The sequence below is a fragment of the Paenibacillus sp. FSL H8-0317 genome (assembly GCF_045040685.1).
Lineage (GTDB): Bacteria > Bacillota > Bacilli > Paenibacillales > Paenibacillaceae > Paenibacillus.
Genome location: NZ_CP150294.1, coordinates 2,709,161 through 2,733,756, shown reverse-complemented (window position 1 = coordinate 2,733,756; position 24,596 = coordinate 2,709,161). Strand labels below are relative to the sequence as shown.

General features: G+C 40.0%; 35 protein-coding genes. 1 reads left to right on the top strand and 34 read right to left on the bottom strand.

The window, feature by feature from the left end:
- Positions 1 to 49: 49 nt before the first annotated feature.
- The 7 genes from MHB43_RS12910 to MHB43_RS12880 form a co-directional block, all read right to left on the bottom strand.
- Complete coding sequence (locus tag MHB43_RS12910) at positions 50 to 574, bottom strand: GNAT family protein (RefSeq protein WP_339307959.1); 525 nt, start codon at positions 572 to 574, stop codon at positions 50 to 52.
- A gap of 37 nt (positions 575 to 611) precedes the next feature.
- Positions 612 to 935 (bottom strand): hypothetical protein, encoded by a 324-nt coding sequence (locus MHB43_RS12905; RefSeq protein WP_339307957.1) that lies wholly within the window; start codon positions 933 to 935, stop codon positions 612 to 614.
- 45 nt (positions 936 to 980) lie between these two features.
- The gene (locus MHB43_RS12900; protein ID WP_339307955.1) at positions 981 to 1,427 is read right to left on the bottom strand and encodes a GNAT family N-acetyltransferase; all 447 of its coding nucleotides are present in this window, start codon (positions 1,425 to 1,427) and stop codon (positions 981 to 983) included.
- A gap of 183 nt (positions 1,428 to 1,610) precedes the next feature.
- Positions 1,611 to 2,132 (bottom strand): hypothetical protein, encoded by a 522-nt coding sequence (locus tag MHB43_RS12895; protein ID WP_339307953.1) that lies wholly within the window; start codon positions 2,130 to 2,132, stop codon positions 1,611 to 1,613.
- A gap of 127 nt (positions 2,133 to 2,259) precedes the next feature.
- The gene (locus MHB43_RS12890; RefSeq protein WP_339307951.1) at positions 2,260 to 2,550 is read right to left on the bottom strand and encodes a hypothetical protein; all 291 of its coding nucleotides are present in this window, start codon (positions 2,548 to 2,550) and stop codon (positions 2,260 to 2,262) included.
- A gap of 34 nt (positions 2,551 to 2,584) precedes the next feature.
- On the bottom strand, positions 2,585 to 3,337 hold the full coding sequence (locus MHB43_RS12885) for a methyltransferase domain-containing protein (RefSeq protein WP_339307949.1): 753 nt from the start codon (positions 3,335 to 3,337) through the stop codon (positions 2,585 to 2,587).
- Between the two features lie 66 nt (positions 3,338 to 3,403).
- Entirely contained in the window at positions 3,404 to 3,574 is a 171-nt protein-coding gene (locus MHB43_RS12880; protein ID WP_339307947.1) for a hypothetical protein, read from the bottom strand.
- Positions 3,575 to 3,731: 157 nt separating this feature from the next.
- Between MHB43_RS12880 and MHB43_RS12875 the strand changes: the two genes are divergently transcribed.
- Positions 3,732 to 4,181, top strand: a complete 450-nt coding sequence (locus MHB43_RS12875; protein WP_339307945.1) for a DUF1569 domain-containing protein — start codon at positions 3,732 to 3,734, stop codon at positions 4,179 to 4,181.
- 39 nt (positions 4,182 to 4,220) lie between these two features.
- Here the strand turns inward: MHB43_RS12875 and MHB43_RS12870 are convergent, their stop codons facing one another.
- The 27 genes from MHB43_RS12870 to MHB43_RS12740 all read right to left on the bottom strand — a co-directional run bounded on the left by MHB43_RS12870 (position 4,221) and on the right by MHB43_RS12740 (position 24,558).
- Positions 4,221 to 4,802: an HAD-IA family hydrolase gene (locus MHB43_RS12870; protein ID WP_339307943.1), complete on the bottom strand. Its 582-nt coding sequence runs from the start codon at positions 4,800 to 4,802 to the stop codon at positions 4,221 to 4,223.
- Between the two features lie 45 nt (positions 4,803 to 4,847).
- A complete protein-coding gene (locus MHB43_RS12865) occupies positions 4,848 to 4,982 on the bottom strand; it encodes a hypothetical protein (protein ID WP_260633027.1) in 135 nt (44 codons plus the stop codon).
- A 12-nt stretch (positions 4,983 to 4,994) separates the two neighbouring features.
- Entirely contained in the window at positions 4,995 to 5,474 is a 480-nt protein-coding gene (locus MHB43_RS12860) for a DinB family protein (RefSeq protein WP_339307941.1), read from the bottom strand.
- 35 nt (positions 5,475 to 5,509) lie between these two features.
- A complete protein-coding gene (locus tag MHB43_RS12855; RefSeq protein WP_339307939.1) occupies positions 5,510 to 6,298 on the bottom strand; it encodes an AAC(3) family N-acetyltransferase in 789 nt (262 codons plus the stop codon).
- Positions 6,299 to 6,382: 84 nt separating this feature from the next.
- Complete coding sequence (locus tag MHB43_RS12850; protein WP_221825142.1) at positions 6,383 to 6,922, bottom strand: phosphotransferase-like protein; 540 nt, start codon at positions 6,920 to 6,922, stop codon at positions 6,383 to 6,385.
- Between the two features lie 53 nt (positions 6,923 to 6,975).
- A complete protein-coding gene (locus MHB43_RS12845) occupies positions 6,976 to 7,458 on the bottom strand; it encodes a DinB family protein (RefSeq protein ID WP_221825143.1) in 483 nt (160 codons plus the stop codon).
- A gap of 31 nt (positions 7,459 to 7,489) precedes the next feature.
- Positions 7,490 to 8,146 carry a DUF4367 domain-containing protein gene (locus tag MHB43_RS12840; protein ID WP_221825144.1) on the bottom strand — a complete coding sequence of 219 codons (657 nt, stop codon included), beginning with the start codon at positions 8,144 to 8,146 and terminating at the stop codon, positions 7,490 to 7,492.
- A gap of 42 nt (positions 8,147 to 8,188) precedes the next feature.
- Entirely contained in the window at positions 8,189 to 8,743 is a 555-nt protein-coding gene (locus MHB43_RS12835) for a helicase (RefSeq protein ID WP_405132070.1), read from the bottom strand.
- A 182-nt stretch (positions 8,744 to 8,925) separates the two neighbouring features.
- Complete coding sequence (locus tag MHB43_RS12830) at positions 8,926 to 9,453, bottom strand: YfiT family bacillithiol transferase (protein ID WP_221825146.1); 528 nt, start codon at positions 9,451 to 9,453, stop codon at positions 8,926 to 8,928.
- A 300-nt stretch (positions 9,454 to 9,753) separates the two neighbouring features.
- Positions 9,754 to 10,155, bottom strand: coding sequence for an NUDIX hydrolase (locus MHB43_RS12825; protein WP_405132069.1), 402 nt, complete (start codon positions 10,153 to 10,155; stop codon positions 9,754 to 9,756).
- A gap of 121 nt (positions 10,156 to 10,276) precedes the next feature.
- Positions 10,277 to 10,678: a GNAT family N-acetyltransferase gene (locus MHB43_RS12820; protein ID WP_405132068.1), complete on the bottom strand. Its 402-nt coding sequence runs from the start codon at positions 10,676 to 10,678 to the stop codon at positions 10,277 to 10,279.
- A 111-nt stretch (positions 10,679 to 10,789) separates the two neighbouring features.
- Positions 10,790 to 11,422: a hypothetical protein gene (locus MHB43_RS12815; RefSeq protein ID WP_405132067.1), complete on the bottom strand. Its 633-nt coding sequence runs from the start codon at positions 11,420 to 11,422 to the stop codon at positions 10,790 to 10,792.
- A gap of 178 nt (positions 11,423 to 11,600) precedes the next feature.
- On the bottom strand, positions 11,601 to 12,065 hold the full coding sequence (locus MHB43_RS12810; RefSeq protein WP_253507643.1) for a VOC family protein: 465 nt from the start codon (positions 12,063 to 12,065) through the stop codon (positions 11,601 to 11,603).
- A gap of 120 nt (positions 12,066 to 12,185) precedes the next feature.
- On the bottom strand, positions 12,186 to 12,956 hold the full coding sequence (locus tag MHB43_RS12805; RefSeq protein ID WP_405132066.1) for a nucleotidyltransferase domain-containing protein: 771 nt from the start codon (positions 12,954 to 12,956) through the stop codon (positions 12,186 to 12,188).
- 57 nt (positions 12,957 to 13,013) lie between these two features.
- A complete protein-coding gene (locus MHB43_RS12800) occupies positions 13,014 to 13,640 on the bottom strand; it encodes a Type 1 glutamine amidotransferase-like domain-containing protein (RefSeq protein ID WP_405132065.1) in 627 nt (208 codons plus the stop codon).
- A gap of 218 nt (positions 13,641 to 13,858) precedes the next feature.
- Positions 13,859 to 14,263: a DUF4259 domain-containing protein gene (locus MHB43_RS12795; RefSeq protein ID WP_405132064.1), complete on the bottom strand. Its 405-nt coding sequence runs from the start codon at positions 14,261 to 14,263 to the stop codon at positions 13,859 to 13,861.
- Between the two features lie 218 nt (positions 14,264 to 14,481).
- The gene (locus MHB43_RS12790) at positions 14,482 to 15,126 is read right to left on the bottom strand and encodes an HAD hydrolase-like protein (protein WP_100528739.1); all 645 of its coding nucleotides are present in this window, start codon (positions 15,124 to 15,126) and stop codon (positions 14,482 to 14,484) included.
- Between the two features lie 241 nt (positions 15,127 to 15,367).
- Positions 15,368 to 16,087 (bottom strand): ferritin-like domain-containing protein, encoded by a 720-nt coding sequence (locus MHB43_RS12785; RefSeq protein ID WP_405132063.1) that lies wholly within the window; start codon positions 16,085 to 16,087, stop codon positions 15,368 to 15,370.
- Between the two features lie 628 nt (positions 16,088 to 16,715).
- A complete protein-coding gene (locus MHB43_RS12780; protein ID WP_405132062.1) occupies positions 16,716 to 17,156 on the bottom strand; it encodes a hypothetical protein in 441 nt (146 codons plus the stop codon).
- Between the two features lie 395 nt (positions 17,157 to 17,551).
- Complete coding sequence (locus tag MHB43_RS12775; protein ID WP_076318562.1) at positions 17,552 to 18,019, bottom strand: hypothetical protein; 468 nt, start codon at positions 18,017 to 18,019, stop codon at positions 17,552 to 17,554.
- A 232-nt stretch (positions 18,020 to 18,251) separates the two neighbouring features.
- On the bottom strand, positions 18,252 to 18,650 hold the full coding sequence (locus MHB43_RS12770) for a hypothetical protein (RefSeq protein WP_405132061.1): 399 nt from the start codon (positions 18,648 to 18,650) through the stop codon (positions 18,252 to 18,254).
- Positions 18,651 to 18,854: 204 nt separating this feature from the next.
- Positions 18,855 to 19,706, bottom strand: a complete 852-nt coding sequence (locus tag MHB43_RS12765) for a putative phage abortive infection protein (RefSeq protein WP_100528736.1) — start codon at positions 19,704 to 19,706, stop codon at positions 18,855 to 18,857.
- A 304-nt stretch (positions 19,707 to 20,010) separates the two neighbouring features.
- A complete protein-coding gene (locus tag MHB43_RS12760; RefSeq protein ID WP_221825162.1) occupies positions 20,011 to 21,108 on the bottom strand; it encodes a Gfo/Idh/MocA family protein in 1,098 nt (365 codons plus the stop codon).
- 58 nt (positions 21,109 to 21,166) lie between these two features.
- The gene (locus MHB43_RS12755) at positions 21,167 to 22,339 is read right to left on the bottom strand and encodes a Gfo/Idh/MocA family protein (protein ID WP_405132060.1); all 1,173 of its coding nucleotides are present in this window, start codon (positions 22,337 to 22,339) and stop codon (positions 21,167 to 21,169) included.
- Positions 22,336 to 23,250 carry a sugar phosphate isomerase/epimerase family protein gene (locus MHB43_RS12750; RefSeq protein WP_405132419.1) on the bottom strand — a complete coding sequence of 305 codons (915 nt, stop codon included), beginning with the start codon at positions 23,248 to 23,250 and terminating at the stop codon, positions 22,336 to 22,338. The genes MHB43_RS12755 and MHB43_RS12750 overlap by 4 nt, the downstream gene beginning before the upstream one ends.
- Positions 23,251 to 23,591: 341 nt before the next feature.
- Positions 23,592 to 24,089, bottom strand: a complete 498-nt coding sequence (locus tag MHB43_RS12745) for a metallophosphoesterase (protein ID WP_221825166.1) — start codon at positions 24,087 to 24,089, stop codon at positions 23,592 to 23,594.
- A 34-nt stretch (positions 24,090 to 24,123) separates the two neighbouring features.
- A complete protein-coding gene (locus MHB43_RS12740) occupies positions 24,124 to 24,558 on the bottom strand; it encodes an Rrf2 family transcriptional regulator (protein ID WP_017689053.1) in 435 nt (144 codons plus the stop codon).
- Positions 24,559 to 24,596: the final 38 nt, after the last annotated feature.

Here is a 24,596-nt window from a genome sequence, read left to right as displayed (position 1 = left end):
TGTTTCTCAAGAAAGATGACTCTCAAGTATGATGATCCTTTTTGAGAAGTCATTTTTTCCATTCGTTTTCTAATATGCTCATCTCGATAAGATTCCAGAAGGTATCTTCGTATCTTCTCGCATCACGAATAAGTCCTTCTTGTACAAAGCCCGCTTTTTCATAACATCCGATGGCTGAGACATTAAAATCAAATACGCCCAGACTGATCCGGTGTAACTTCTCCTCTTCAAATCCAATGCGAAGTGCCTCATCGATCATTTGCTTCCCATAACCTTTACCTTGGTATGGCTTGCCAACAAGCACCTTACCGATACGTCCTGAACGATTATATCGATCGATACCGCCAAGAGCAATATGGCCTACAATCTCCTGAGTTGATTCATCCATCACTTTATAAATGAACTTATTTGAAGTGTTCTTATCATTGGCACCCTGCAAATAATCCGACAGCTGCTCTCTGGAAAGTGGATAATGGAACTGAGGGCCGGCCCACTGGAGCAAAAATGCTTCATCCCCACTCCATTCGATCAGTTGTTCAAAATCTTCCGGTTCAAAGTATTGGAATGTAATCATGTATACCGCCCCTTCTTTTTTTATGTCATATCATATCCTATTTCAGTTCTCTTGTATCGTCATAGTTACGAGTTTCATCAAACGCTTTGTTTCTTATATTCATTTCACGAATGTAGTTTCGGACAACATTCATTGTACTAATCAAACAGATAACTCCACCCAAAATGCATATCGCGCCTATCCAATAATTCAGCTCAAAATTTACTTGATAATCAGTCGGAGTATAACTGCCAGCTGCTGCTGACTGGAATGCTGCATACCCCAGCTTGGGAATCACCTCTTCAATCATTTTCGAGATCGTAATAATCACAATTCCTAACATGATAAAGAGTAATGAGAAAATAATGTGTACACGCTTCAAAGACAAGCTACCTCCTTTACAATCCACATCGCGTGTGTTTTGGCACTACTTGCATCTTAGAAGCCGAACGACTTCGCCATCAATCAATCCCTCACTTACGCTGTGAAAACCAAGTGATTCATACAGATTTCCGGCGATACCATTTTCCGGCCTGTGTCCAATCATGATGCGTTTGCAATTCAGCGATTCTTTCATTAGATCAATCAACTTCCTAAGCGCTTCTCTTCCATAACCTCTGCCCTGATATTTTGTATCTACCATTAAAGCAAGAAGCCAGTAGTTATCCTCATGATCCGGCTTATCTGAGTATACAGCAAATCCAACCAGATCCGAATCAAAATAGATGGCCATGGGTTGAAAGTCTTCCACTACTTTGGATTCAGCAATCCAATATACAACTGGCGCGGGAAAACTTTTTTTCTGTTCTTCCGTTACATTCAGTTGAGTACATGCATACCAATTATCCACCAATACACGTTTTAAATGAATCATATATTGAAATTCCTCCTCGTGAAAATTACACAGAGGAATCCCTCCGAACCCTTCCTTGGGGGTCCTCTGCGCTAGACAAAAACACCTCTTGAACTTCATTTCTTCTACTCGGATTTGTAATGTTTCTCATATCACATCACTCCTCTCACGTTGTTGTGCAGGCCTCTTGCGACTTAAATCACCTCATGCTAAACCTTTGATTTCTGATAATTTAGGAGTATGTTTCACAAGGTCCGCTATTTCATAAGATGCATTATCTGCTAATGCATCTTTAACTGTCTCAGCCCCTCTTGTCTTCCAGATCGAATATATCCATTTGGAAAAGCCATGTGCCTTCATGTGGTGACCACGTTCCTCTATCTGCATAAACAATTTCACACTTTCCTCATACTTTTCGATATCCGTTAAAATACATGCCAAATTGTTTAACGCAATGTTGATATCTCTCTGCGAATTTCTGGAGACATTAAAATCCTCCCAGCTGCCGACCACTTTATCTTTTCTTGAAATCCGTAGTGCTCCATCATTCATTTCATCAATCCAGTCCATCGTTTCGTTTACAAGAGCTTCGACGCCCGCCAAATCCCCGGCATGATACAGATAGACCAGACGCTGTTTGTTGTATGTAATTCGGGCAAAAAGAATATTGGACCATGTCTCATCTTCTTGTATAAGCTGGTTCATATTTTCAAGCACACTGTCCATTTCACTGTATCTCTCCAAAACCCAAAGCGAACCACCCAAAGCCCGATGGCTCTCGAATCGAACACCTCGGTTGGTATCCAACTTCGGAGCATGATCGCAAGCATATTGGTACCAGTCCATCCAATGATCAAAGTAGTTCCCCAGAGATAATGACAACGCTTGTGTCGAATCCGAAACGATCCAGTGTAACTGCTCCGGGGCGAGATTTTTCTTTTCCCCATTTGAAGAATTCCTGGTGATTGGCATAAAGCGGTTCCGGCTCTCTTAACAAGGCATAACCATCTGAAATATTCCAGTAGACCCAGCCCTGTTCATGGACAGACAATTTTCTGGATTGTTCGTAGTTTTTCAGTAACTCAATCATACCCTGATGATCCCCTCGAACTACTAATTCCTGAAAAGAATGAACGATATTCATTTCCATCCTCCGTCCCTAATTAGTTTCAACCCAGCTATGTCAATGGCTTCGTGCCGCAAGCTGTAATGAAATTCATCATGGCATAGGCTTCCGGCGAATGATTTATCGCTTCAGAAGCGTGTTGCAGCTGAGCAAATTCCTCCGAACTGATCACACCTTTTTCAGCAAAATGTACAAAACGATTAAGATTAAACTGCTGCTTAAAGCCTTCTATGCCTAACAGATCACTATGTTGAAGGACGGAATCAATGTCAACATTGATGTATCCGCTCTCAGAAAGGAGACGCGGCAGACTTCTACCAATTAAACGGTTACCGCCGTGTTGTGCCACATAGTCCGAAATTTTCATTAATACCGTATGCAAAGCAGGAACATCAGGATTCACTGCTCCAAAAACGCCGTCATCCACATCAATAATGGCAAGACGGCCGCCAGGCTTCAGTACACGATATATCTCTTTTGCAGCTTCGTTTGGATTGTTCAAGTGAAGAAAGATCAGTCTTGCCACGACAAAATCAAAAGAATCATCAGGCAGATCCATCTGGTAGATGGAAGACTCTACAAATTGTAATCGCGTGGAAGGAATATCTTTCAGCCGTTCTTTGGCTTGTGCTTGCAGTGAATGATCAATCTCAAGTGAGGTAAGCTCGCTGTCCGGCAGACTGTTCAATAATTGCTCTGTAATGTAACCTGGTCCGCTTCCAACCTCCAATACACGGATTCCATTTTTCAAACCATACCATTCTAGATTTCGGAACTCTTTGGACCACCCCATTATCGCCTGCATCTTTAACCTCTCTAATTCCTCTTGTAAACTTAAAACTGCCGTTTGGATACTGTATGTTGAACATCCTTATGATTCAATTGTTCCCCTGTGGCTTGTCCCACAACCAATCTCAAGAATGGAATCCTCTTTATTAAGATTCAGGTATGTAAAAATATCATCAAACATTTCACTCGGATAGACGGGTCTATATCGTTCATATTCATCTGCTACGAGATTAAACGTTTCCTTATTTTCCAAGTTCGCATCCTCCGATTTCAATTGTGGTTTTCCTATAATACATTGACTAAACTTACCATATCTTATTATTCTTGATAGTAAGAGGATAAACCTTTCAATAAGAGAATGATGATAGTTTAAGTTCAAATTTTATATCCTAGAGGACTGAGGTGTTCTTGTGAAAAGCATATTTGATACGATCAATGCTGCTGAAATTACAGAGCGCATGGCTCAACTTAGTGAAAACTCCATCCCTGAATGGGGCACGATGCAGGTCTCTCAAATGCTGGCTCACTGTTCAGCATTTCATGATATTCCCTTAGGAAATGCTTTTCCACCTAGAGGATTACTTGGGAGACTTATAGGACGGTTCGCAAAACCAATGTTTTATAATGACAAGCCCTTGCCCCATAATATGTCTACGATCCCGACAATCATTATTGATGACCAACGACAGTTTATGGCAGAAAAAGAAAAGCTTGAGCAGCAGATTAATATCTTTCAACAAGGTGCTTCAGAAAAATTCTCCCGCCACCCCCATCCCTTCTTCGGAAAATTAACAGCCGAGCAATGGGGTAAAGGCATATACAAGCATTTAGATCATCATCTAAAACAATTTGGAGTTTAGCAGGTAATATTCGGAACTGATTGGTTTCTGGATTACATTCTAAATTAGCAATGACTCAACTTCATTAACCCAATCTCCTTCTTCGTCAGCCAGTAAAGTCCTCCAACCAAGTAGCTTAGCAGAATGTAAATTTTTCTCTTGATCATCTATAAATAGAACCTCTTCTCCAGCTGCCAGGAGGGTTTTGACCCGTTGGTATATCTCAATCTCAGGTTTGCATAAACCCACTTGATTAGAGATGGTTACACTTTTGGTAAATGAGCTTAAACAGCTCAGATTCGGCTCAATCCATTCCTTACAATGATTGCTGAGTAGATGGATATCGGCGGACTCACTCCATCGCTCAAGGTATTGAGCGGCTGGTAAGGGACCGATTGAATTGTATAAGATGTCCTTCGCTCGGCTTATTGATAATTCGGGATACATCTCCTTCAACGATTGCCAGAACTCTTCTTCCCTCATCATTCCTGTCCAGAGCTTTCGTTTGATTCCTGCAAAATGTACTTTCAAAGATTCTGCCGATAGGTTGGTTTCCTCACTCATATCTTTCCAGCACGTCAACGACATATTACTTAACAAAACCCCTGCGATATCTAAAACGATCTGTGGTCTGCCTTTCATTTTATCGACCCCCAAGTTCTAATACAACGTATAACAGGCCTTAAGTTACTTAAAAGCATCATGCGGAAGGACAGCATGCACACCCTTCACGCCATTCACAATTTGGGTGATACGCAGGTCAATTACCGCGCTTCCAAGTGCAATCGCTTCCACTCGATCTAGTCCGTACAACTCACCCATCTGCTTAATCCTTTACGCTTCAAGGTTGGCAAGATATTTCTTCAACGGTTCCATATGATGCTGGTCATGCCATATAAAATCTTTAAGGTATTGGGGAATATAAAATACGTTATCCTCTGCGTCCAAATACGTCTGATGAAGCTGTTCTTCCGATAACCCTCGAATGTCATTCATAATTTTATGGCGGTACGTGATAGCCTTATTTACGATTTCAGACGTCTCAGTGCGGTTACCGTACTCAATAGCTTTGCGATTAAACTCTTCAAAATTCATATGTTTCAACGTAACTGCCTGCTTCAGAGCAATCTTCTCAATCGCTTCTTTGTAAAAATATCGATCCCATAACATCATGTGGTTGACGATGGATTTAATCGTCCACTTCCCTTCTTCCATGCTGGAATTCCAGGTCTTCTCCTTGAGATGATTCATCGTCTTGACAAACAACGCCCATTCTTCAAAAGTTTGAAGCAAATGTTCAATTTCTTTGGTCATGATTACATTTCCCCCTTCTTTCTTTTTGAGATGATTCACTGCTCTCTTCGGTTCCGATTCATCCATCCCAAAGCATAATCAACCATCTCTCTTTGGGGTATCAGATAACTCACAGCTTCCCCTACCATTCCTTCGGTAACAGCGTTAGTTTGGATCTTAAACTCATTAAAAATCAATTCAAAATCATCTGATTCATTGTTAATATCATGGTATGTAGTCCATTGCTCAAGTCCATCCACCAGCATTTTTACTCCCCAGATTTTTTGCTTAACAAATGAATTCTGCTGTTTATATTCAGCCAGGTGCAAGGAGGTGTTACTATTTGTAGGCGCACCAAGTAACAGAATGTATCCACTCAAATCATAGATTTTTCCTAACGGAGATTTCTCATTTAATGCATAATGCAAGTTGTGATCTTCCATTATCCGTTTTGCCTCTTTCCCCCAGGCAGCAAAAGACATGTGCGGATGTGAGCTTCGAAACACACCATCTTGCTTCCGAAACACCTCAGGAATGATACCCATATACGAGGTTGGGGTTAAATCAGGATAATAAATAGGCATATTGTCTTTGATGAACTCAATTTCCGCTGAGGACAGGTTCGCGTCATGCTCTGAAGGTTCACAAAGATGTTCTGTTTGAGTGGGCATGACAATGGTTCCATTGGTTCCAACGGCTTCTTCCAGAGCTAAAATAACACTTACCGGGCCGCCTATAACCTTACCTATTGCTTTGAAGGAGGCATGAACGATTATCGTCATGCCCTTCCTTATCCCCATTGCCTTTAAATCATTAACTACACTTTTTCTTGTTTGTAACTCCATTGAAATCCTCATTTAATCCTCCAGACCAAAGCAGACAAAGTTGTCACTAGATATCGATTCCGCTACAGCTTCGTAATATAATTTTTACATATTTTTCAATGGTTCATGATGGGGCTTGAACAGCGCTGCAATAATCTTCTCTGCACATTCTTCCGGTGTGTTCATACTTGTATCAATCGAATAGCTATAGTTGATGTTTTGGGCCATAATTTGATGTTGCTCATCCGATTGCTCTTCTCTGCGATCACCACGCTCAATGTTACGCTGACGACAGATATCGAGAGGACAGTGCAGTTCAACGATATCCAGTGGATACCCTTCAAAAATCTGTTTGACTTGTTCATAATGCGGCGCGAGCTCCGGTCTTTCCACAAGAATGCCATCAATCAGAACATGCTTTCCATGGTATGAAAATACTTTTGCCGTATGATACATCATTACAATCGCTTCACTCAGATACTTCCAGTAATCCGTCTGAAGATGTTTATCACCAATCGTATTTTCAAATAAATCATTAGCCACAACATAGAAAAACGGATCATCGTATGATTGCATCGCCTCTACAATTGAAGTTTTACCAGAACTGGTTACACCGTTCAAAAATATAATTTTGCCTTTTTCCATGATAGTCATCTTCCTTGCTTAAGTATAATTTTATAAACGTAATACAGCATGTACTACGTGTGTTTCATTGATTTTTTGAGCAGCATGATCTGGCCAATATGATAGGCATTATGAATACATAGATTTGATACAACTCCCCACCATGGCGCGTTGAAATAGGCAGGGATTTCACGGGTCAATTTATGTTCTTCACTATCTTCGAGTGCCCTGTTCCAATCACTAAACACGGTTTTCAGTCTATGTAATGTCTTGCGCCACTCCACATCATTCAGGTTAGACGTATCTATGTCGAATGTATCCTCATTATTCACTGAATTCTGCCCGTTGACCTGTTCGGCAATATATCTCTCAAGCCACTTCTCATTCCAGAAAATAAGATGATTGACGATCGCCCAAATGGAATGCTCTCCCTCATTCTTTACATAAGAGGCTTCCGCCGCATTGAGGTCTGTCAAAATATCATGAAGCGGTATAAACCAGCTCTTGTCATGATAACAAGCGTTTAATTGGTCTATGAGAATAGTTTTGTAACTCATCGTTGCACCTCACTCAGATTAATATCATCATTTATCCGTTCATTGACTTCGCAATCTTCATCACAAGATCTTCTGACATATTTCTGCCAATGATCTCGTATTGCAACGCCTTCCCATGCACATCCTCTTCGATCCATATCAATTGGGAAGTTTCGTTATTGAAAATATAAAATGCTTGGACGCCACGTATGGCTACCTGTTTAACCTTAGTACCATCATGATCAGACAATGCGATCCGGCTCTTTGTTGTCCCGAAAATATTAAGTTTATAACCACCGTATTCTTTATACGTGATGCTGATGCCCACAACCTTCTTATTGGGCTTCAATTCTCGTATCACTACATTTCTGCCTGACCTGTTACTTTCTTCAATCATTTCATCGATTTCTTGCGAAGTTAAATTATCAAATCCATAAAATACATGAATGGCATCTATATCAGAATCAATCGGAAATTTCGGCTGCCATGGAGAGTAATGCCGTTGCAATAGCTCCAGACCATCTTCCCATGGAATGGCTGCATAATTGGTCTGTTGCGTGAATTGATTCTCTATAACATCTGCGGTGTAAATCGCCTTCCCGTCACCAGGCTTTAAGTCAATGACGATTCGGTCAATCGCATGATCATTGCGTAAGGATTCAATTTGAATCTTTCCAAGCACATCTCCGCTTTTGTTTTTGATATCCATTGTTCTTTCACTCCTTTGTTTTCAAAAATACCTTTCTGATCTTCATGCTATAGAAAGCTGAGACCTACAGAAGATAAAACGATCATGAGGACTCCAAATATGCAAATCGTCGGCAAGATATCCTCGTAACCATAACTTGTCGTTTATTCGTCTGAGATAAAAACCTTTTGGAAATTCATTATCCTCCGTAAGGGTTGCAGATGCTATCGTAATGGAGCCGGACGGAGCTTTGTTACCCTCTGAAATATTGGTAGAACATATCTCAGGCTGATCTAAATATTGCATTCTTAGATAAGGACCTAACTCAACCGGACAACATTCCAACCCAAGATCATTTGCTCTTCGAAAGAGCTGAAAAGTCGTAGCACCATCCGAAAATCCAAGTTGTCTGACGGTCAACTCAACCGTTTGCAAGCTTCGCTTTGTACTGGAAACTATAAATCTCTCATCATTTAACAACTGTTCTCCATATTTATCCAATAAAATAGAGTGTTGGTCCAGTTTCTGTATAAGCTGTGGTTTTGTTAATCCGCCAACGTCTACTATTCTTATTTCAACTGCGCAATCAGGGTATACTTTTTCATCTTCAATCAACATCCGTATCCCCCTAATCAAGATTACTTCTATTTGACTTTATATTTAAAACGCAGTCACTCATCTAGTTCTGAATCCGTTTACATACTAATCCTAGGTAATTGATAGCAGCAGCCCAAGGCTCCTCAGAAATTCAATTCACAATTTCCCATTATGTTACCTCCACACTTGAGATGTATAAAACCCTACCACCTCTGCGATGTTATACAAGATTTAATTTGAGCAATATGATGCTGCCCGTGCCATACAAATCTTTGAAGGGCGATATCCAATGAAATTGTACCTAACACTTCTGTTCGGAGTTTTCGTCTAAACTGATCGAGATGTAAACTATACAACAGCGTGAGAAATCGCTTGTGCAGTATCTCCATCAGCAAAATTGAATCTTCGATGGGCGTATTCCTGTAATGATGTAATGATGCCCATAAATCCTCTCGATATGAGCTTGCCATCGGTTCATCCTCAGTTAACGCTCTCTTAAATCTGATATAAGCGTTCATGTCATTGTCCGCAAGGTGGTGCACAATCTGTGTAATCGTCCAACCGCCATCACGATAAGGAGTACAAAGTTGATCATCATTGAGATGTTCTGTAACCTCTCTTATGGTCTTCGTAATTCCGGGAATTTGATCAATGATGTGGATTCTTTCCTCATTAGAGAGTTTAAGATTTGGCTCAAAGTGTCCTATCGGAAAGCGTATATTTTCATCCAAGGTTGACCACCTCTCTCCATTTCTCTACTATAGAACCAAATCATATCCAATATAACCCACAATGTTCCATTTGCGAAGTATAAAAGCAAAAAAGAAGCAACCTTTATTCTCGGGCTGCTCCTTATATTACACTACTCTCATATCTGTATTTGGATTAGAAAACTAGCACAATTAAACCTGAGTTACGAAGGTACAATTATATAAGAAGCGCCCCTATCTTGGGTAGAATGGTGCTTGTCCAGAACATCACCAAGCAAGAGAGGAGCGACTTTAAGGTGGAGTCTACCATAATGAGTGATCTTATTCTGAAAATTCAATCAAAAAAGGATGGCTTTTCTCATCAAGTGCATTATGAATTCTGTCATAGAAATTTCCCCATGTTATCATTTGCCCAACTTCTTCTAAAGTAAAGTAGCCCACCTCTTCACTTTCATCACTGGTAGTTAAAGCTCCACCAATCGGTTTTCCAGTAAATATATTGTTGCATACGCCACGCGTTATGTTCTGATACAAACCACAAAATTTAATTAATTCGATATCAATTCCTGTTTCCTCTTTCACTTCTCGAACTGCTGCCTCCCTTATAGTCTCTCCTTCTTCAACACAACCTTGAGGCATTTCCCAACCTCTTCGACCTTTCATGAGTAAAATCTCATTATGTTCATTGAGAACGATTACACTTGCAGAAACGATAAATTTCATTCTAATTCCTCCTATGTTGGTTTAAATAACCACTCGTCCTCTAATAGCTATAGCTAAATTCCTAGAACTGAAAAGTGGTGTTATTTGATTCTACCAACTTCTTTGATAACATCACAAAATGCTATACCATCTCTGAAATAAACATGGCTTTAGTTCCTTCTTCTGGCTTAAATCCAAATAATCCATAGAATTTTTCTGCACTATCATAGGATATAAGCACTTTTGTTTTGATATTAGAATATCGACTAAGCATTTGTTCCATCATTCTCTTTCCAATTCCTAATGATTGATATTCTTTGTGTACTAACATGTAATGAAAATATACTGTCATCACGCCGTCAGACAATGCATTTATTAAACCAACTAATTTGGTATCATCCCATGCAGTAATAACCGTATGCGAGTTTTTTATTGCTTGTCTAAGATCTTCTGGGAAATCTCCTGATTTCCAAGCCACCGAATGAAACAGTTCTTGAATTGCCTGTGTATCAATGTCTTTTATTTCTTTGAAAATAATTGTCATAATATTGCTCCTATGTTGTTGTTTTGATCTGATACATCTGGCTAAATACATTCTTCTGCTTATAGCTTCTATCCGACCAAGGAGCAGTAGCGACGATGCTTGAACATCTGGTTAGGCGATGTCGTTGCCCTCCATGATTACCCTTACATACTCATCCCAATCCTTACCATCTGTATTGATTTCTATTGTTGGTACTCTTGAGATTTGAGCTTGATGTCTTAATACATTTTGGATTTTTAATAATTCACTTACCGACGATCTTACTTCTTCTTCTGTTTTATAGATCCATTCTTCTGGTTGTCTACTTTTAATTCTTTCTTCTACAACTTCGGGCGAGATTGTAAGCAAAATACACCTGGCACCTAAAGACTCAAGCTGTTCTTCTATTTTATTTATGTCATCCAAATCCGAATCTACAAATGCGGCTCTATGATTTAAGTGAAACCTCTCCAGAACATAAAATAGTCCCCTAGATCCTCTAGATGCAGGACCAAGTTGAATTGCCCATTCGTTAAGTTTCTTTAGCATGTCAACCCGCTCTTTAAGTAACTCAATGTGTCCTTCCCGGGTTAGACTTACATATTCTCCATGTTTATTATTCAAAATTTGAGAATAATGTTCTCCAAGAATAACTACGCTCCGTTCTGAGGATTCTTCTTGTGATTGATAACGTTTAATTGCTTTTAATACTGAAGTCTTCCCGGCATTTGAGTATCCTTCAAGAATTATTCCTCTAATATGCATTTAAATCTCCTTCCACTAGCAATTATTTCGCCTAACGTTTCTGTATTCATACGTTCAACGTAGTTTAATATTTTTTATGAAGCGCTTTCATCCGGTAGACCAAGACTCCACAGGAGCCGCAGCGTAAATATTATGTTATCTGATGCTGATACATCTTTTAAATCCCCCAATACTTTCTTTAGTTTTTAGCTTTCAAAAGATCTTCCCATTCTTCGATTGATAATTTATTGGATATAATCTTTAAGTTTTCAGGGACACTTACAAAACACATTAATTCTAAACTATTTCCATCTGGATCATTGAAGTAGACCGAAGCATTTCCCTGATTAGGCCTAACAAATGGATCTATTGAATCTCTTTTTCCAAATGGGACAGGCTCTATTTCAATAGTTTGAAGCCATTTCACACTGTCTCTAAGATCTTCATAACTAACTCGAAATGCTATATGCCTTAATGATGGATGATAAGAAGTGAGATACTCTTCGCCTTGCCATAGACCGACCCAACTCTTATCTTTTTCAATCCAGAAGAAAGCTGTATCTTCATCTCTCCAAGCCAGCTCTAATCCTAATTTAGAATAAAATTCGATTGATTGATGTAAGTTACTTACTGGTAAATGTGCTTCATACAACCCAAGTATCATATTTTCTCCTTTCAATCTTGCCAGTTTCAGATAACGTTTTGTATTGGCGGTGTCTCGACGGGCTTAGGGACTGGATGTGGTCACTCGCTTCTCAAGGTGATTACGATCGTTAATATATTATTAGCCAAATGAATTTCTGGAAGCAGCCATTGTATTTAAAGCGTTCTCAAAATAGCGATATACTTCATCTGCAATTCTCAGAAACTCTTCAACAAGTACATTGCTACTATCCAAGTAACAAGCATATAGATACTCAACTAAAGCGGAGTCAATCTCACAATAGTTTAATATGGCATTCTTCATCTTAATGATTTCATCTTCCCATACCCCTGTATCTTCTAAAACCAAAGAGTATAATGCACGAATTAATCTCTTAGAGTAACCTTTAATATATCTAGTTTTCATTGCGTGATCACTAACATTAGAAAGTGAACGATGTACACGATCTACTTCCTCCTTGGTATCTGTATTTAAGTCTAAAATGAATTCTGGAGAAATGTTGATCGGGGGTACTTTTTCACCAATGTCCTCCCCATGTATGCAAACACAAATAATCTTAATCCAAAAACCCCAATCATTCGGTCTACTTAATACATCATCAATCGAGCAAATGATCGTATCCACCTTAGTGACGAATGGATATTCTTCCAAAAGCCTGTCTTTAATCATTGACAATCTTTCGTAATCAATATCTTCGGGATTTGCACATACAATAGTAAAGTCTGCATCTGATTTAAAAGGTTGAGCTGTTCCTTTTGGAATCGAGCCACACATATAAATGCTATGAATCTTACCTTTAAATTCGTTAAGTATATGATCTATATACTTATCAACCAAATCCTTATATTCACTTTGTATTGCAATTCTATTTATAACTTTTTCTAATATCATATAGACTCCTCCTAAAATATGAGCTTCTTTGAGCTACTTTCAATGAATTTACGACTTTCAATGTGCTTGGTTCATTAAGATTGAGATATATTCTTCCTCTTTAAGCCTTGTCACCTTACATTTCTCATTGCATTCAAATTCTACTATTCTCTCTTCAATTGTTTTATTAGTACTATCTTTAAATATGTCCTCTCTATCATAGTGAGGAAAAATAAGCTTGTCTGTTACACCTAATGCCTTAAAATCCGTTAAATTCATTGTGTTCATCTGTGGAGTAAAGAAATCGACAATGTTAATGTTCGGCCCCAGTAATAACGTTCCTGCACTTACTCCAACTATAATTACATTCTGTGCGGCCAGTGTTTTGATAATTTCATCAGCACCACTTTTCTTAGCGTAATACAATAGTGTAAATGGATTTCCACCATTAATATATATAACATCTCTATGTAAGAGAATTTGCGGGTCATCAAATTCAATATCTACAAAATTGATATGCTGAAATCCCATATCCTTAAACTCTTGCATTGCTCTTTGTGCATATCTATTAGTTTCTTTTCTAGGGGATCCTGTTGTAATAATTGAGACTTTTAATTGAGAGATATCTCCATCAATAAATTCCAGAAATTGATTTTTAATATCTTCAGTATAAAAACCACAAGAGGTTAGTAACAAGCTACTCATTTTAATCCCCGTCCTTAAACTAATAGTTATCAATCTTTATAATTTAATTAAGCATTCCCCTGATTTCTGCTAACGTTCCTTTATTCATGAACCCCAAAGAGGTTGTCTGCCGAAATTGCCTCATCGGAACCCTTCCAGCAGACCAAGGCTCCAACGGAGCCACAGCTTGAATATTTTGTTATGTGAATTTCCCTCTTCTCGAAAAACTATCAATTTCTTTACAATCGATTTTCTAAGTCATTTATTGTATTTAACCAGATTGGGTATTCTTCTGATTCTTCCCATAGCTCTTTTAGTTCTGAATCTTTCTTAATTTTCTTAACTGCTCGTTTAGCTTTTGAAATGAGGTTTTTTCCTTTACCTTTATGTCTATTGATCCAGTCATATAGATCCTCTGTATTACTTTGATTATTCAAAATTTCTTTCCCAGGATTACCTTGTAATGCTACAAGGATCTCAATTGCGCCTAAAGCATTGGAAGCTAAATCTGACTCAATATAATCTTCTTCTAATACTTCTTCAATCGTCTCTTCAATTAATTCGATGTCATCAGAATCAAGTAAATCTGCCTTCCAATCTAATACATCATCGTTCTCGAAAATTCCAGTTCCCCATGCTCCCATCAATTAACCTCCAAAAAGTGTCATTATGTTTAAAAGCTCTTAGGGACATAACGTTCCTGTATTCATGAACCGCGAAGGGGGTGCTTGCCGAAATTCCTCTCCGAAATCCATCCTGCAGACCTAGCCTCCGAAGGAGCCGCTGCTTGAATATGATGATGTTATAGGATGTCAGCGTCTTCTTCGAAAATACTTACACAAATATTCCACTTCCCATGATGTTAAATATATTTTTTCAATTCAAGTAAATCATCAATAATATAATCTGCTTGTTTAAGCTCCCATTCTTGGGCAAAGTCAAATCGACAACCAAAAGCCTTCAATCCATTGTTTTTTGCTGCATTGATATCAGAGATCCTGTCGCCAACTACAGCAGCATTGTTGATGTGATATTTCATAAGGATAGATCTGACTAAGTCATCCTTATTCTGAGTCTCTATTTGTTGGATGCTAAAGGTTTCTGTCACCCAATTATTTAACTTGTAACAGTTAACGATAGCATTGAGGTACTCGATTAGTCCATTACTTGCAATAAAAATTAAGCAACCTTCCTGTTTTAAAAAATCAAAAACTTCTTTGACATACGGATAAAGCGCACCTTTGCCATAATTAATATTTGCAATTAACTTCTCCAAGAAGATTTCGTCTACAATTCGTCTGATTTCATTTGAATGGTTCGGCAATAACGTTTCCCAAACTACTGGTAGAGGAACTCCCATAATTTCACGATATTTTTGAGTTGGAGTTTCACTCGACCATTCATTACGAGACCTCAAGACAGAAAACGTTTCTTCTAACGATAACTCTAAGATTTTGTTTGTTTGAAATAGTGTACCATCCATATCGAAAATAACCGCTTCCAGCATGATTTCACTCCTATTCAGAGTTTGAATAATTTATTTTGTATTTTTATACGCTGATTTACTATAACGTTACTGTATCCACGACACCCCACCGACTTAAGTCACGTTAGGGGCGAACGCGATGCGGTTAGTCGATGCGGATGTGTCCGCCCGCCTGATTCCACTTTCCTGCCAATTCCCTCTGGGCTGACCTTGGGAGCGTCAGGCCCCAAAGCTTGGATATGATGTTATCTGACGTAAACCTCTACTGTGAATTAGCTATAATCTTCTTCGTTAAGTTAAACTCATGGCGGCATTCATAGTAATAACTTTTGTATTTATATCCCCCTGCTTTAAATACAGGCTTATGTTGATACCACACTACAATTAGCGTTCCTTCAAAAAGGATTCTACGAAGGATATAAACTATTCTGTTAAAGAAAACGTTTCTATTTTGAGCAAATTTATGAAGTGTTTCAGATTGAAACTGAACATGTTTCTCCTCATCACTTAAAATCTGATTACATAAATCGATTAATACTTCTGACTTTGTAGATTTTTGCAAAGCTTTATAGTACAACTTAGCAATGATCTCAGCGGTTAATAGAACAATGACTGATTGTTCTAAACTCGCATATCGACGTAATCTTCTAAATACATTGTCCACCCAATGTCTACGAAGGAGTGGGATTCCCTGTACCTTCATAAATCTGCCCAGATCTCTAGCGTGCCTTTGTTCTTCTTTAATGAACTCTATAAGCGCTTCATAGTAATCCTGATCTTGTGTCTGATGTACATATTCTTGTGCACGTTTAATTAGATATTTACCTTCAGAGTTTTCTCCTAATTGAAACTGTTGAAGTGACTTAATGATTATTTCTCTTTCATTAGTTGTTAATTTATAGTTGTCATCCCAATGAATATATTTGAGATTTTGATTATTTCTTCGATAATATTGAACCCATTTAGAGAAAGTGATATTCATTATTTACTCCTAAAATGTAATAGTTTTATGTCAAATAACGTTGCGCATTTCTGACGTCCAAACGGCTTAAGGATCGGAGGTCCGGGTGGCTCTGCCACTTAGCCGGCTGGATGTGTCGCCTGATTCCAATTTCCTGTCATTCCTCTTTGGGCAGACCGAGGAGCGTCAGCGACGAAGCAAAATGCATTGTTATACGCTACCTCTTCTTCTTCGATTCCACATCCTCATAGACACTTGTGTGTTTCATGTATTTAATATGTCTTTACGTGTTCTATCTTTTGGTTCTATCTTTTGGTTCTATCTTTTGGTTCTATCTTTTGGTTCTATCTTTTGCTCCTATCAAATCCGTTTCCGCATAGGAAAGATCCCCTCATTTACTCTCGTACGCCTTCAGCAGTATCAACTTTGGTTTGTGTAGTAACTTCATCCAATGAACGCTAGCCTTATAAGAGGCTCGTGTTCCTCGGACCGGAGATTTGCCGATGGCTTCATTCAGATTCCTGCTCACGTTGGACACCCCTGCCTTAAGCTGTGGCTTACTTCTAACCTCACCATTCGGGACTTAATCCTTGATATAGAATACATGCTGAACGCACAATCAAAATTTAAGAGGATTGTTGTCCTCCCTTTAATTCGCAATAGACAAATATGTATTAATGACATACACAATACCAAAAAGTACTGTTGGTATAATAGCCAGATAATTTTGAAGCCAAATCTCAGCTAATATAAAATATACTACCGGGAGAACGGCCATCCCCAAAAAAATAATCGAGTTTGCGTTGCCTGTAAAATACAATATCCATAGCCCATAATAAAAAATCAACATTATTGCCATACCAATTATATACGGACATCGCATTTCAGATGCTTGTTTTCTTACAACAAATATCAGAAGAAAGAAAAATATCGCCTGACTTCCGTGCTCCAAAACATCTAAAATCAAATGGCTATTTGCATTTTTTCCTGATATATCTGACGCAGGAGTTAAAAAATAAAATATATTTGGTATCATTGGCAATAAAAAGATGATCAAACCCTTCCATGAAAAACCAAAATGATAATTCATTTGATCCTCTCTTTCGCAAATAGAAATATTCTTTAGTTTGCACTTTATTATGAATCCGCTTCTCTGGTATTCCTCTTGATGACCAAGGAGCATAACTATCGATGTGGAAATTTATTGTTATATGGTACACCTTCTAATATTCCGTTCATCCTGGTTTTCAACTGCTACGTTGTAAATGTATTCTTTCACCTATATTTATTATTTGTTATTAATTGGTTGCATGGTTTAACATTCTTAAGGGGTTGCGTATAACGTTCCTGTATTCACGACCCGACGTATGTCGGGTGTTCGGCGAATGCCAGGCCAAGGACGAATGTCCGCAGTGTGAATATAATGTTATAGGATGTCATCTGCTTCTTCGAATCACTTATTTCTCTTATACCATTCCCTTTATATCAACTATATTTTTCTTTTAATATTTCTATATATTTGAGTGGGATTTCTGTGATTTTCAAAATGTCTGATACTTCAAATCCCAGTTTTAAAGCGCTTCTTGCAGTCTTCAAATTATGCTTTACTTTAATCATCCGATCTTTAAGTAATACGTCTCCAAAATCCAGGTAATCATCAGCTATCTCACCGTTCAAAAAGAACTCTATATCATAAGTGCCTATTTGCTCTTCTATGTAAAAGATATTAATCGAGCAAAATACCACGGCTTCTGTTGTATTAAAACTATATTTTAGGTATATGGCACGCTCTTCAAGACTTATAAATTCATCATATAACTTTCCTATAAAAGTATCATGATAATCGCTTTTGTTCTCGTCACGCCACTTCCTATAGGTTTTCCAGTAATTTTCTTTCGTGCGTTTCATCGCACTATGCTTACTGTCCCATTCAAGTAGAATGTCTTTATTCACTCAATCACTTCTCCTCAAAAAATATGTTAAATAAAACAAGTTCTCTTTGTGTGTTTGCTGATTTCCTATAACGTTCACTGTATTCACGACCCGACGTATGTCGGGTATCCGGTGAATGCCGGATCAAGGGCGTATGCCCGCAGCGTGAATATGATGTTAGATGATGGATAAGTCTTCGTTGAGTTGCTCTCCAAATGTTCAATAGGCTCTTTTATGATTGACACAAAAGTATTTAATCCCAGTCCAAATATGCTTGTATATCTAATTCTTCGTCCTTACAGTCAGGACACTTTAGAAAATTCTCTTCTATTTCATCTAGCAAAGGCTTTTTAGGCATTTGCATATGACAACATGGACACTCAAAGTTATTTGTATAAGAATAATCTTTTGATGTTATATGCAGAAATGTACGATTTAATAAGTATCCACATTGTTGACAAACATAAAGCCCGTCATAACATTCAAAACTTGTATCTTCTTCATTCATATATTTTAAGATTTGTTGCCGCCCTTCTTCTTGTTGATACCATTCCAAAATACTTTTCAAATCTAAGTAGTTAAAACCAATTCCTAAAGAAACATTTTGATTGTAAGAGCACTGTTTGCAATTTATTGTATAAGCCACTCCCATATAAATAACCTCTCTCTTAAGAATGGATTTTACTTATCTTTCAACTAACGTTCCTGTATTCACGACCTCGGCGAATCCCGAGGTGTCTGGCTGCCTTTACTCCCTTGAAATCCTTCATGTCAGACCAAGAGCGAATGCTCACAGCGTGAATATTACGTTAGGTGATGTCTGGCTCTTCAGTGGCACACCTAAGGGTTCTTAATGTCATTCTTGTTTCATACTTACAAATAGATCCCTAAGTGCATTTGGCACTAATTTCACGCTTAAATTGTTTAGTAATTTATATTTGATAATTAAAGCATGAAATTTTGAACCTTCATCTGTAAGTGAGTTATAAAACAACAAAAGTAATTCATCAGTTGAAAGTTGTGCTCGGATGATTCTTATATATTTTTTTCTTTCCTCAAATTCACTGTTATTGTCGTTTTCAAGTTCAGCACTTTCATCTATCAACTTAATAATGTGATATAGATTTCTGAAATAATGACCTAACTCACCTTGATTCTCTTGATAAATATTATTATATTTTTGTTTCAACGACCTCAGATCCAACGTATCTGACCATTCATATGAAACTAACGGCCGTGCAATATTAGATATGTATGCTCTACCCCGTATTATTTTGGATGTATACTGAGTTTCTGTATAGCTTTTACTATATGATTCTATCTCAGTATGTTCAATACTATTAACAATACTGTGATGTAATGAGACCATTTGAAAGAAAGTATTTTCAAACCGCTGTCTCGTTAACGTTTTGTTTTGTTCTTTAAACTCTTTCCTTGTTAAATTCATTTCTTCACGTGTTGCTTGAAGTTCTTCCTTTTGAGCAAGAAAGGCTGCTAATAAAATGATAAAACTAGCAAGAGTAATAATTGGCGTCGATGTTCCACCAATCCAATCACCAACAGGACCAAATTCCTTATATGTTTCATATCCATCTTTGTCTTTAAAGACCCAGCCAATTAAAATAGGATTAATGAATCCCCAAACACCAATAATAGAAGCTACGATTATGAGAAGCTGATAAAGTTTATATTTTCTCTTTTCTTCCATGCTTAAGTCTCCTTAATTTTTTTAATCTTTGTCAGATTTCACCTAACATCATATCTACGAACTTAGTAAATATCTCTCTTATCAAACAATATCCGAACTACATATAATATAACCCATATTAATCCATCTGCGAAGTCACGAACGTACTCAAAAAAGCAGCCCCAGTGCGAACTGCTCCATTTGTTAAACATAACTAACATGTTGGATGCAGTTTAACATTTGGGCTGCTCTTTCTTCGCTAAACAATAGAAGAATTAGGGATAATCTTTAATGCTCAACCTTTGCTCCCCTTCACCTAAAACATTTACTTCGCTCCGCTACTCCACACCACGCGTTCGCTCATCGCTTTATGTTGTGCAATCAGGCAGAGTTCTGCCGCTTTGAATGCATGTTCTTGTGTCATGGCTGTCTCGGTGCGATCCAGACAATCGCGAATCAGTTGACCAAAGAACGGATAACCGACCTTGCCCTTCACGCTGTAGCGAAACTCGCCTTCATGGTTTACCAGATAGACCTGATCTCCTTCCGGTTCTCTCGCTACATCGATATACTTCCGCAGCTCGATATAACCGTCCGTTCCCAGAATAACTGTACGCCCATCACCCCATGTGCCCAGACCATCCGGTGTGAACCAGTCCACTCGGAAGTAACCGGAAGCTCCGTTATCACCAATCAGAGAAGCTTCGCCGAAGTCCTCCAGTTCCGGGAACTGTGGGTGATTGAAGTTATGCACACGACTGAACCCTACCTCAGCGTCCGTACATGATGCAAACGTCAGAAATTGTTCGATCTGGTGACTCCCGATATCACAGAGAATACCGCCATACTGCTCATGCTTGAAGAACCAGTCGGGTCTTCCTCCAGCATTCAGGCGATGCGGGCCTGTACCCATAACTTGCACTACTTTGCCGATTGCCCCTTGTTCGATGAGCTGCCCCGCATAGATCGCACTTTCTACATGCAGTCGTTCACTGTAATACACCATATACTTTTTGCCCGTTCGCTTCACTTCTTCTCGTGCAAGCTTTAATTGCTCCAGCGTGGTAAATGGGGCTTTGTCTGTAAAATAATCCTTGCCTGCGGCCAATACTCTCATGCCAAGCGGCGCACGATCTGAAGGGATCGCTGCACTTGCCACCAATAACACCTCATCGTCTGCAAGCACCTCCGCTTCAGATCCAGCGACTTGAGCCTGTGGGAACTGCTTCCGAAATGCCTCCACCTTCGCCGGGTCCGGATCATACACCCACTTGAGAGTAGCTCCAGCCTCCAACAATGCCCCAACCATGCCGTAGATGTGTCCATGATCCAGCGCAACAGCAGCAATCGTGAACTCACCCGGACCACATACGACCTCTTTTGTAACGCTTTTTGGTGCATAAAACATCCCATCTTTAGCCATGTCATCCCATCCTTATTATAAAATGTTGATTACAATGAACTCGTCTTATATATCATCTTCATTTAAACGTCTGACTCAAATCAGCAGGTTGACTGCCACTGAATGCCTTGTCTTTCTTCGTCGTTGAACCAGCAATGCGTTCCTGCAGATGCTCGTAGAACAGATCCTCATCGATCGGCAGATCGACCCAGTTATCCGTCCAGGTAGACAGCAGCATAGCGTTGGATAACGTCAATCCGTGTATACCATCCTCACCGGGAGCAATAAGTGGTGCGCCTGTAAGAATCGCATCAACCCAGTTACGAATCAGACCCGGGTGACCCGTTTCCACACCTGTAATCGGGATTTCACATTTCCAGCATTCTGGCTGTCCAAAACCTCCGGTAAACCGCTGATTGAATTCAGGCTCAGATTCCCGAAGTCGCCAGAACGTAAGTTTTCCATCTTCGATCACGATTTTACCCCGGTCTCCGTTGACCTCGAATCGATTGGTACCTGGTGCTTCACCTGTTGTGGTTACAAAGACACCTGTTGCTCCATTTTCGTACTCCACATAAGCTGTTACATCATCTTCCACTTCAATGTTCCGATACTTGCCAAACGAACAGAACGCACGCATTCGTACCGGCATCATGCCGATGGTCCACTGCCACAGATCCAGTTGATGCGGGTCCTGGTTAATCAGTACACCGCCACCTTCCCCTGCCCAAGTTGCCCGCCAGCCGCCGGAATCATAGTAACTTTGGGATCGGTACCAGTTCGTAATAATCCAATTGGTACGCCGTACCTCTCCTAGTTCTCCCGAAGCGATTAAGTCTCTAAGCTTAATGTAGAGTGGGTTGGTCCGCTGGTTGTACATCATGGAAAAGACTTTTCCACTGGCTGCGGCCGCTTCATTCATCTCGCGTACCTGTTTCGTATATACACCGGCCGGCTTCTCGATCATGACATGCAAGCCATGCTGGAAAGCCTGAATGGCCTGTTCCGGATGATCATAATGCGGCGTTGCAATAATGACTGCATCAATCGTACCCGAAGCCATCATCTGCTCTGCATCCTGCCAATAGGTGACCGTTGCCGGAAGATGACTGGATACCCAGCTCTCCATCTCTCTTCTTACATCACATACGGCGACCAGCTCTGCACCGGGAACTTCTCCAGCCACCAACGTTCTGGCATGTGCTGCTCCCATGTTTCCTATACCAATAACCGCTACTCGTACGATACTCATGACTGCTCCTCCTCGTCCACACGACGCTCAATTTCGGCGAAAACGTCTGCAAAATGCTGTAACATCGCCTTGGATTCCAAGGCACCACTAAAGTCCTCAATTCCGTAGTAACCGTCATACCCAACGGCACGAAGATCTCGCACCATCTGTACCCAATCGACCATGCCTTTAGTCAGCGGTGTCCACTGACATTTCCAGGCTGTATTCAGAGCCACTCCGCTGCTCTTCTCAGTCACATTAGCCTTTTGCGAATCTTTCCCTTCTGCTTCAAACCACCCGGCATTTTTTACATGTACATGAGCCAGATAAGGGCCCAGCAACTCAAGTCCCATTCGATGATTCTCATATCCTTCATGTACCATATTGCCTGGATCGTACAATACACCCACATGCTGCGGGTCGAGCGATTGCACAAGCCGATAGGCCAGCGATGCCGTCGGTGCTATCGTCTGGTGATGCGTCTCTACAATCGCCTTGATGTTGTACTGTTTGGCCAAATCCTGTACTTCACTCAGGTAATCAACGGCTTTACGATACAACTCAGGATAACTGGTCTTGCGATCATATCCAGGAACACCCACACGCATCATTGAAGCTCCTAACCCAGCCGCAGCCTGAAACGCCTGTTCGGTGGCAGAAAGATCTCCACAGTTCAGATAAGGTACAAGTGCGATGGATTTTCTACCTTGCCCTAACGCTGCTTCACGAAAAACAGGAACCTGTTCTTCCCAGCGGCTCGGATCTAAGGAGCATCGATTATTTCTCCAGTAAGAAGGCTCTTCAGACACAGCATCTTCAGGAATTCCACGGAATCTCCACTCAATTCCATCAATCCCCGCTGCTGCGGCAGCCGATGCCAATTCTTCTGCATTCAGATCAGGGGTAGCCACCGTGAATACAGACAGTTTCATCATGATCCATCTCCTTATGTAAACGTATTCATTTCATGTCGTAAAGGCATTGTATCACTCCACTGAACGTCACCATAGGGGAAAACGCCAACAGATGAATGACAGATAACGAACAGAGCACATTCCCCATTCAGAGATAACTTCCAAGAGAATGATGTGATCAAAAATCAAAAAAGACATCCCTGGAACAGATTTGAATTCTGCTCAAAGATGCCTTGTATGATAATTTTATATACAGGATGAAGTTTGAGGAAAAGGTTCCCTATCAGTTATCAAGTCGCCACTTCAGTAGCTGGTTCTGGTTCTTGTACTCTTCCAACTTGCAACCAGAGCATATCTCTCTAGTCTCGATCAAAGAACACATGTTCAGCCTGTATTTTCCCCTGATCTATTGTCATGATGCCAAATGAGTATTGCTTCTGAAAACGCCGATCCGTAGGCGACCCCGGATTAAATACCAGTGTGTTGTCCACGGTATGCATCACCGGGATGTGTGAGTGTCCGTAGATCACAGCATCCACATGCTGGCCTGCAAAGGTATGAATCGCATTCTGCTCCGTACCCTTTGATCCCAGATGACCGTGCACAAGACCCAGACGAAGCCCTTCCACTTCAACAATACGGGAATATCCCAGTTTTTCAGCGATTTCGGACGGGTCCGTATTACCCGCTACACCTTCAACTGGTGCATACTCACTAAGCAATGGGTATACACTCCAATCCGACCAGTCACCGGCATGAAGAATGAGATCTGCACTCGGCAATACATCCAGGAGCCTAGTCGGTAACTTCCGTGATTTACGTGAACAATGCGTGTCAGAGATGACTACAATTTTCATATAACAACCCACCTTTCCTTCGTCTTGTTGCAATCTACTCTGTCTGTGATGGAACAGCTTGCATCTGAGTACAGGAACGTTCCATATCTTCGAGTGTAATGGATGCAAAGAACTGCTCCACCTTCGCCTCGGCAACCTGATACAGATTGGTCAGCAAGCTGTCTATATGCAAGCCCACTTCACAATCCGGGTTACAATTGCCGTGAATCGGGAACAATGGACCTTCGTCCTTGGCAGCCTGATAGATCATGGCTAATGTGATTTCACTTGATGGCTTCGCTAAGTAGAAACCTCTTGTTCCAGGAGAGGAGTTCACTAATCCTGCCTTTTTCAGCCCGCCCAGAATACGTCTGACGACGACAGGGTTGGTATTCACGCTACCTGCAATATGTGCAGACGTGATTCGTTCAGGCGCGCTGAGTGACAATAACAACAAACAATGCACACTGACCGAAAAATGAGTACTCATGATTAACCACCTTTATTTAATATAATCCAGGACATGCC

Bases quoted from the DNA above. Each gene is read 5' to 3' on its own strand.
- MHB43_RS12770 (WP_405132061.1), bottom strand. From the start codon at position 18,650: ATGGGAGTGGCTTATACAATAAATTGCAAACAGTGCTCTTACAATCAA.
- MHB43_RS12795 (WP_405132064.1), bottom strand. From the start codon at position 14,263: ATGGGAGCATGGGGAACTGGAATTTTCGAGAACGATGATGTATTAGAT.
- MHB43_RS12810 (WP_253507643.1), bottom strand. From the start codon at position 12,065: ATGATACTTGGGTTGTATGAAGCACATTTACCAGTAAGTAACTTACAT.
- MHB43_RS12790 (WP_100528739.1), bottom strand. From the start codon at position 15,126: ATGCTGGAAGCGGTTATTTTCGATATGGATGGTACACTATTTCAAACA.
- MHB43_RS12745 (WP_221825166.1), bottom strand. From the start codon at position 24,089: ATGAAAATTGTAGTCATCTCTGACACGCATTGTTCACGTAAATCACGG.
- MHB43_RS12890 (WP_339307951.1), bottom strand. From the start codon at position 2,550: ATGAATATCGTTCATTCTTTTCAGGAATTAGTAGTTCGAGGGGATCAT.
- MHB43_RS12750 (WP_405132419.1), bottom strand. From the start codon at position 23,250: ATGAAACTGTCTGTATTCACGGTGGCTACCCCTGATCTGAATGCAGAA.
- MHB43_RS12765 (WP_100528736.1), bottom strand. From the start codon at position 19,706: ATGGAAGAAAAGAGAAAATATAAACTTTATCAGCTTCTCATAATCGTA.
- MHB43_RS12815 (WP_405132067.1), bottom strand. From the start codon at position 11,422: ATGCATATTAGAGGAATAATTCTTGAAGGATACTCAAATGCCGGGAAG.
- MHB43_RS12755 (WP_405132060.1), bottom strand. From the start codon at position 22,339: ATGAGTATCGTACGAGTAGCGGTTATTGGTATAGGAAACATGGGAGCA.
- MHB43_RS12760 (WP_221825162.1), bottom strand. From the start codon at position 21,108: ATGGCTAAAGATGGGATGTTTTATGCACCAAAAAGCGTTACAAAAGAG.
- MHB43_RS12840 (WP_221825144.1), bottom strand. From the start codon at position 8,146: ATGGATATCAAAAACAAAAGCGGAGATGTGCTTGGAAAGATTCAAATT.
- MHB43_RS12870 (WP_339307943.1), bottom strand. From the start codon at position 4,802: ATGAAAGGCAGACCACAGATCGTTTTAGATATCGCAGGGGTTTTGTTA.
- MHB43_RS12820 (WP_405132068.1), bottom strand. From the start codon at position 10,678: ATGACAATTATTTTCAAAGAAATAAAAGACATTGATACACAGGCAATT.
- MHB43_RS12845 (WP_221825143.1), bottom strand. From the start codon at position 7,458: ATGAGTTACAAAACTATTCTCATAGACCAATTAAACGCTTGTTATCAT.
- MHB43_RS12780 (WP_405132062.1), bottom strand. From the start codon at position 17,156: ATGAATTATCATTTTGGTTTTTCATGGAAGGGTTTGATCATCTTTTTA.
- MHB43_RS12860 (WP_339307941.1), bottom strand. From the start codon at position 5,474: ATGACCAAAGAAATTGAACATTTGCTTCAAACTTTTGAAGAATGGGCG.
- MHB43_RS12900 (WP_339307955.1), bottom strand. From the start codon at position 1,427: ATGATTCATTTAAAACGTGTATTGGTGGATAATTGGTATGCATGTACT.
- MHB43_RS12895 (WP_339307953.1), bottom strand. From the start codon at position 2,132: ATGGACAGTGTGCTTGAAAATATGAACCAGCTTATACAAGAAGATGAG.
- MHB43_RS12835 (WP_405132070.1), bottom strand. From the start codon at position 8,743: ATGTTGATTGAAGATGAAAAAGTATACCCTGATTGCGCAGTTGAAATA.
- MHB43_RS12800 (WP_405132065.1), bottom strand. From the start codon at position 13,640: ATGAGTAGCTTGTTACTAACCTCTTGTGGTTTTTATACTGAAGATATT.
- MHB43_RS12785 (WP_405132063.1), bottom strand. From the start codon at position 16,087: ATGAATATCACTTTCTCTAAATGGGTTCAATATTATCGAAGAAATAAT.
- MHB43_RS12825 (WP_405132069.1), bottom strand. From the start codon at position 10,155: ATGAAATTTATCGTTTCTGCAAGTGTAATCGTTCTCAATGAACATAAT.
- MHB43_RS12805 (WP_405132066.1), bottom strand. From the start codon at position 12,956: ATGATATTAGAAAAAGTTATAAATAGAATTGCAATACAAAGTGAATAT.
- MHB43_RS12740 (WP_017689053.1), bottom strand. From the start codon at position 24,558: ATGAGTACTCATTTTTCGGTCAGTGTGCATTGTTTGTTGTTATTGTCA.
- MHB43_RS12850 (WP_221825142.1), bottom strand. From the start codon at position 6,922: ATGGAAAAAGGCAAAATTATATTTTTGAACGGTGTAACCAGTTCTGGT.
- MHB43_RS12865 (WP_260633027.1), bottom strand. From the start codon at position 4,982: ATGGGTGAGTTGTACGGACTAGATCGAGTGGAAGCGATTGCACTTGGA.
- MHB43_RS12910 (WP_339307959.1), bottom strand. From the start codon at position 574: ATGATTACATTCCAATACTTTGAACCGGAAGATTTTGAACAACTGATC.
- MHB43_RS12855 (WP_339307939.1), bottom strand. From the start codon at position 6,298: ATGGAGTTACAAACAAGAAAAAGTGTAGTTAATGATTTAAAGGCAATG.
- MHB43_RS12885 (WP_339307949.1), bottom strand. From the start codon at position 3,337: ATGCAGGCGATAATGGGGTGGTCCAAAGAGTTCCGAAATCTAGAATGG.